Here is a 6710-nt window from a genome sequence, read left to right as displayed (position 1 = left end):
ACGGCGGTCGACCAGCGCCGGCTTGGGCGACAGGTCGGCTTCGTCGATCAGCGCGGCGACGGCGAGGTCGGCCAGGTGGTCGGCCAGCGGCACTGGCGCTGCGACGTGAATGAATGCATTCATCACCAACTCCTGAAACGTGCAGGTGGCTCGTACAGGCCGCCGGACCACTCGACCAGTTCGGCAATGCTTTTCGCTGCGAGCAGCGTGCGCGAAGCCTGGGTGCGCTGGATGCCAAGGTCTTCGGGCAGCGCGATCAGGCCTTCACGGCGCAGGCGCGCGGTGTCTTTCGGGTCATGCCGCAGGCCGATGGCGGTGATGCCCGCCACAGCGGCGATCATCGCCTGGCGTTCTTCCAGGCTGCGCGCCTTGTACAGGTAGGCGATGCCTTCTTCGGTCAGCAGGTGGGTCACGTCATCGCCGTAGATCATCACCGGCGCCAGCGGCATGCCGGCCTTCTTCGCCACATCGATGGCATCCAGGCGTTCGACGAACGTGGGTTTGCCGCCCTCCTGAAAGGTTTCCACCATCTGTACGACCAGCTTGCGACCGCGCTCGAGCATCGTCACCGGCTCGGTCATGTCGAGCCACGCCGGGGTGGCGTGGCGCCGGCCGCGTGGGTCATGGCCCATGTTCGGCGCGCCGCCGAAACCGGCCAGTCGTCCGCGGGTGACGGTCGAGGAATGGCCGTCGCCATCGACCTGCAAGGTGGCACCGATGAACAGGTCGACGGCGTACTGCCCGGCCAGCTGGCACATCATGCGGTTGGAACGCATCGAGCCGTCGCGGCCCGTGAAGAACACGTCCGGGCGTTGGGCGATGTAGTTTTCCATCCCCAGCTCGGTGCCGAAGCAATGCACCCTCTGCACCCAGCCGGTCTCGATGGCCGGGATCAGCGTAGGGTGCGGGTTGAGGGTCCAGTTGCAGCAGATCTTGCCCTTGAGGCCGAGCGATTCGCCATAGGTCGGCAGGATCAGCTCGATGGCAGCGGTGTTGAAGCCGATGCCATGGTTGAGCGATTGCACGTTGTGTTTTTCGTAGATGCCACGGATGGCCATCATCGCCATCAGCACGTGCACCGGCTTGATGTGCCGTGGGTCGCGGGTGAACAGCGGCTCGATGTAGAACGGCTTGTCGGCGACCACCACGAAATCGACCCACGACGCCGGGATGTCGACCCGTGGCAGGTCACGCACGTCGTCCACCAGTTGGTTCACCTGGACGATGACGATGCCGTCGCTGAAGGCGGTCGGCTCGACCAGCGCCGGGGTGTCTTCGGTGCTGGCACCGGTGTAGATGTTGCCCTCGCGGTCGGCCATGAAGCCGGCCACCAGCGCGACGTTGGGGATCAGGTCGACCAGCAGCCGCGAGTACAGCTCGATGTAGGTGTGGATGGCGCCGATTTCCAGCAGGCCGTCTTCGAGCAACTGGCCGATGCGCAGGCTTTGCGGGCCGGCGAAGGAGAAGTCGAGCTTGCGGGCGATGCCGCGCTCGAACAGGTCCAGGTGCTCGGCGCGGCTGACGCTGGGCATGATCATGTGCAGGTCGTGCAGTTGCTCGGGATCGGCCTTGGCCAGCGAGCGGGAGAGAAAATCGGCCTGCTTCTGGTTGTTGCCTTCCAGCACCACGCGGTCGCCAGGGGCGATCAGTCGCTGCAGGGCTTCGACGATGCGCTCGCTCGGCAGCACTGCACCGTCGGCCAGCGTGCGCACCTGCTCGAGCCGGCGCTGCTTTTCAGCGCGCCGCCGCGACCATTGCGGTGGGGGGGAGGGTCTTGTTGTCATTGGAAGCTCCACGGGTCCGCTTGCGTGGAGGTCATTTAAGGGGCACTGGCGGGTTCCATCAATCAATGCGGCGGGCGGAACGTTACGCTCAGGTTAACGATGACCCAGGAGTCTCCATCCGTCTGGATCAGGGACGACGCACGGCGTATCGCGGCTCAAGCGCTTCATCTGGACCGTGTTCGTTGCCACGCTGTCGCAGCGACAGAAGCCTCATGAATCTGCCTCTCGCGGTTGCGCGCCAACGGTGGAGAGCGGTGGCTGTATTGGGTCGGATTTGCCGCCCATCGCGGCAGTAGCCGCTGCTAGACGGGTCGCGGTGTGCAGGCTCATCGGTTCCCAGTGCCTACTCGCACCTCGTGAAAAAACGGTCCCCGTGGGAGCGGCCGGTCCGGCGCTCCGGTCAGTCGCGATGGCCGGCATGGCCGGCCCAACGCTGCAACCTCGATTTCCCTCACAAGCCGCGGTGCGTGGACTGGCCCAGCTGCACCCGCGGCGCCCTCCCTCACCTCTCGTGCAACCCCGCACGAACGCTCTTCACCTGATCGGTCGACACCGCGCCGGCAGTGTTCGACCACCCGCCGCGCAGGAAGGTCGCAAGCTCCGCCACCTCCGAATCGCTCAACCGCTGGGCAAAGCCCGGCATCGGCAGCACCGACGGTGCACGCTCGGTGGACGGCGTTTGCGCGCCGGCCAGGATCACGTGGATCAACGCGCCAGGGTTGTCGGCATTGACCACCGAGGCCCCGTTCAAGCGCGGAAACACCTGCGCTGCGCCCTCGCCGTTGACGAAGTGGCAGGCGTTGCAGTTGTCGATGTACAGGCGCTCGCCCAGGGTCAGGTCCTTGGCCGCCGTCAGCTTGGCGGTGGTGGCCTGGTTGCGCTCGGGCTTGTCTGCGGTGACCACGCGCTCCTTGCCTTCGAGCGACTTGAGGTAGACGGCAATGGCCGTCAGGTCGTCGTGGCTCAGGTGCGAGGTGCTGTTGGCGATCACATCCTTCATTTCGCCCGCCACCGCCGCCGTGCTGTTACGCCCGGTGCCGAGGTAGTCGACGATCTGCTCCTCGGTCCAGTGCGGCATGCCGCGCAACGACGGCACCGCCCAGCCATTGAGCTCCGTGCCGGTCAGGTAGCCCTTGGCCGATTCGTCCAGCCCGGTTTCCTGCAACGTCAGCGCACGCGGGGTGTGGCACGAACCGCAGTGGCCCAGGCCCTGCACCAGATAGGCACCGCGCTGTTCCTGCGCAGTGGCGCCATCAACGGCAACCAGGGGCTTGGCGTCATCATCGGGCAACGGCGAGAACAGCGTGCGCCAGTACGCCAGTGGCCAGCGGATCGACAACGGCCAGGGGATGTCGTTGGCCTTGTTCGGCTGGGCCACGGACGCCACGCCTTTCATGAAGTAGGCGTACAGCGCTTGCAGGTCGGTGTTGGAGATCTTCGCGTAGGACGGGTACGGCATCGCCGGGTACAGCGCATCGCCGTCGTGGTTGATGCCGCGGCGCATGGCCCGCTCGAAATCGCCGTAGGTCCAGCGGCCGATACCGCTGTCGGCATCCGGGGTGATGTTGGTCGAGTAGATGGTGCCGATCGGCGAGCCGATGCCCAGGCCGCCGGCGAAGGGCTTGCCGCCGGGCGCCGTGTGGCAGGCCACGCAGTCGCCGACGCGGGCCAGGTAAGCACCTTTCTCCACCAGTTGCGGGGTGATGGGTTGTTCGAGCGTGGCGGTCGGGTCGCCGGAGCGGTTGAGCAGCACGCTCACACCCCAGGCGAGCAAGGCGATGACCAGGGCCATCACCAGCAAGGTGAGCAGCACGGAACGGGATCTGCTTTTCATCGTCGCGTTCCTCATGCCTGCACCAACGGACCGGGGTTCTTCAGGTACTGCTCCTTGATGGCCTGAGCCGCGAACAGGGTGATTGCACCGATCAGCGCCGTGGGGTTGGCCTGGAAGTTCTGCGGGAAGGCATTGCCGCCGGGCACGAACACGTTGTGCACGTCCCAGCTCTGCAGGTAGCGGTTGAGCGCGCTGGTCTCGGGCGACTCACCCATGATCGCGCCGCCGACGTTGTGGGTGGAGACGTACTTGGTGATGTCCCAGTGCGCATCCATGCCTAAGTAGCTTTCGCTGTAGCTGTCGGGATTCAGCTCCTTGGTGATGCCCTGCACGATGCCGCGCAGGTGCTGCTGCAGGCGCAGCTCGTTGGGTTTCCAGTCGAAGGTGATGCGCAGCAGCGGCAGGCCCCACGGGTCTTTGTAGGTCGGGTCGAGGTCGACGTAGTGCTCGCGGTACGACATGCAGCCGGTGGAGATGCTGACCTTCATCGAATGCCCGTACCAGTCCTGCATGCCCTCCTTCCAGCCCTGGCCCCATTCCGGGGTGCCGCCCGGCAGCGCGGTGCCGATCGGTGTGCCGGTGGCCTGCGAGCTGTGGATCTTGGCGCCGCCGATGATGCCCAGCGCCGGGCCGTCGAAGTTGCCCGGCGAGATGTCGTTGAACATCTGCCCGGTGGCGCCGGCGGTGGCGAACGGGTTGAACTGCTTGTCCTTGAAGAACAGCGTGGTGCCGCCAACGCTGAGGTAGGCGTAGTTGCGGCCGATGGTGCCCGTCTGCGAGACCGGGTCGTACGGCTTGCCGATGCCCGAGAGCAGCATCAGCCGCACGTTGACGAACTGGAAGCCGGCCAGCACCACGATCTTCGCTGGCTGGAACACGGTGTTGCCGTCGGCATCGGCATAGGTCACGCCCTTGGCGGTCTTGCCATCGGGGTGCAGCTCGACTTTGAGGACGTTGGCGTTGACCTTGTAGTCGAAGTTGTCCAGGCGCTTGAGTGCGTCCATCACCGCCGTTTGCGGCGAGGCTTTGGAGAAGTTCAGGCACGGGTACTTGCTGCAGTAACCGCAGTAGTTGCACGGCGCGATCTGGTTGCCATAGGGGTTCTTCCAGGCCCGCGACACGTTCGCCGAGGGGTTGGGGAACGGGTGGTAACCGAGCTTGCGCGCCGCCTCGGCGAACATCGTGTTGTTCAGCGTGTCTTCCAGCGCCGGCAGCGGGCACGGGTTGGAACGCGGGCCTTCGAACGGGTCGCCGCCTTCCATGATCTGCCCGCGCAGGTTGCCGGTGTTGGCCGACAGGCCGCAGATCTTGTCGAACTTGTCGAGGTACGGTTCGATCTCGTCCCAGGTGAACGGGAAGTCGCCGATGGTCATGTTGCCGGGCAGCACGCCGGGGCCGTAGGCCTGCTCGGCGTAGGTCTTGAGCTTGAGGTCGGTGGGCGTGGGGCGGATCAGCACGCCGGTCCAGTGCAGGCCCGAGCCGCCCACGCCGGTGCCGGGCACGAAGGCGCCCCACTGGCGGGTCGGCAATGCGGTGCCGGTGAGGCTGTGGCGCACGGTCAGGGCCGCAGCCTTGGGCGTGACCATGACCTTGTTGCGCACGGCGTAGGCGTACTGGTCGGCCGGCTTGGGATAGGTGAAATCGGCGTTGCTGCGGTCTTCGCCGCGTTCCAGGGCGCGCACCCGCAGGCCCGCCTGGGCCAGTTCGATGCTCATCAGCGAGCCGGTCCAACCGAGACCGACCACGACGACATCGACTTCCTCATTGGTGATGTTTGACATGGGTAACCTTGAATGCTGTGTCGCTGGGCGAAGGGTTCAACCGCGCTGGCCGGTCAGGCTGACCGGGCCGAGCGGATACGGGACGTTGTGCTGCGCGACCCATTCCAGGTAGCTGGCGCGGGCGCCGGGAAAGCCGATGGCAATCCACGCCTTCATGCCCTTGTTGCCACCGTAGATGGGGTCGGCCAACCAGCCCTGGCGCGTGTGGTTGAGCAGCTCGCTGAAGAACAGCGTGCCCTTGAGCGCGGTTTCGCCTGTGGCGGTGAAGTCGACTTCGCCGCCCTGCAGCTTTTTCAGGGCCGCGTCGCGCTTGCTCAGCTCGAGCAACGCGAAGTGCTCGCCGTAGGTCTTCTGGCACCAGGCATCGAAGCCGGCGATGCCCTTCTGGTAGATCTGCTGGATCGTGTAGGGCAGCTGGTAACCCAGGGTGGAGGGCGCGTTCACGTCGAACGGCCCCTGCAGGTACACCTCGCTGCCCAGGTCGCCAGCCAGTTGCTGGTCGATGAAGATCGGTACGTTGGTTTCCAGCGCGCCCGGGCCGCGGCCATCGGCGGGGATCAAGCGGTCGCAGGCGGCAAGGATCAGGGTCCACTCGACCGGGCTGAAAAACGTCGGTTTGTAGCCCTCGAGACTCGGCGCGGCGAGCTCCGCCGCAGCGGCGGCAGACAGACCTTTGACCGCGATGCCCATGGCGGGCAGTGCGATCAGGGAGGACAGCAGGAACTTCCTCCTCGATGTTTGTGTGGCTAAGAGCATGCAGGGCACCTATGGCTGATCACAACGAACCGAGTGCCACCCTGCCCTTGCGGGGGATGCGTCTGCTTCCTGATCCTGCCTGCGCCCTTGGGGACGTCTGTGCTGGCGTTGTTCTGTTGTTCTGAATCGATCGGGGAAACACGGCATCGAGCATGCACGGGTCTGGGCCTGTGTCATGGGGTGCGGCTTGGTTCACGGGGGTGGAATGATAGCAGCCTAATTAATATCGCCCAACTCAAAAATCTGTTGCAGGTCAACAGGCTATTTGTCGCAGGAGATTTCAGGCCTTACGAGCAGTGCTTGCACAGACCCGCTCAAGCACCAAGAATTGATGGCGGGTGGCCACTTTTTTCCCACCTTGAGGGGTCAGAGCATCGCCGGGTAAATTCGTTTCAAGAAATTTCGCAAAGACGGGTGTGCCCCTTGTCGCCTGTCGATGATGGCAACACGCTGGCCACGCACCGTACTGGCCGATGTCGGATGAGTTGCCTCAGGTTGGTATTGGCGGTCGCAGAGTGGGGACTGTCAGTTTTTTTGTGTGCAGGCCGGTAACGG

General features: G+C 65.0%; 4 protein-coding genes and 1 pseudogene. All 5 read right to left on the bottom strand.

The window, feature by feature from the left end; translation table 11 throughout:
- Positions 1–123, bottom strand: a pseudogene (locus RT028_RS19620) (triphosphoribosyl-dephospho-CoA synthase MdcB); the annotation flags it as partial.
- On the bottom strand, positions 123–1784 hold the full coding sequence (gene mdcA / locus RT028_RS19615; RefSeq protein WP_312937053.1) for a malonate decarboxylase subunit alpha: 1662 nt from the start codon (positions 1782–1784) through the stop codon (positions 123–125). The gene mdcA and the pseudogene RT028_RS19620, both read right to left, overlap by 1 nt.
- Before the next feature lie 502 nt (positions 1785–2286).
- A complete protein-coding gene (locus RT028_RS19610; RefSeq protein ID WP_312937051.1) occupies positions 2287–3618 on the bottom strand; it encodes a cytochrome c in 1332 nt (443 codons plus the stop codon).
- Between the two features lie 11 nt (positions 3619–3629).
- The gene (locus tag RT028_RS19605) at positions 3630–5399 is read right to left on the bottom strand and encodes a GMC family oxidoreductase (protein WP_312937049.1); all 1770 of its coding nucleotides are present in this window, start codon (positions 5397–5399) and stop codon (positions 3630–3632) included.
- A gap of 36 nt (positions 5400–5435) precedes the next feature.
- On the bottom strand, positions 5436–6155 hold the full coding sequence (locus RT028_RS19600) for a gluconate 2-dehydrogenase subunit 3 family protein (RefSeq protein WP_312937047.1): 720 nt from the start codon (positions 6153–6155) through the stop codon (positions 5436–5438).
- Positions 6156–6710: the final 555 nt, after the last annotated feature.

It is taken from the genome of Pseudomonas sp. (assembly GCF_032058845.1).
Taxonomy (GTDB): Bacteria; Pseudomonadota; Gammaproteobacteria; order Pseudomonadales; family Pseudomonadaceae; genus Aquipseudomonas.
Note: the sequence above shows the minus strand (reverse complement) of the source record. Positions and strands in the feature narration are given on the sequence as shown.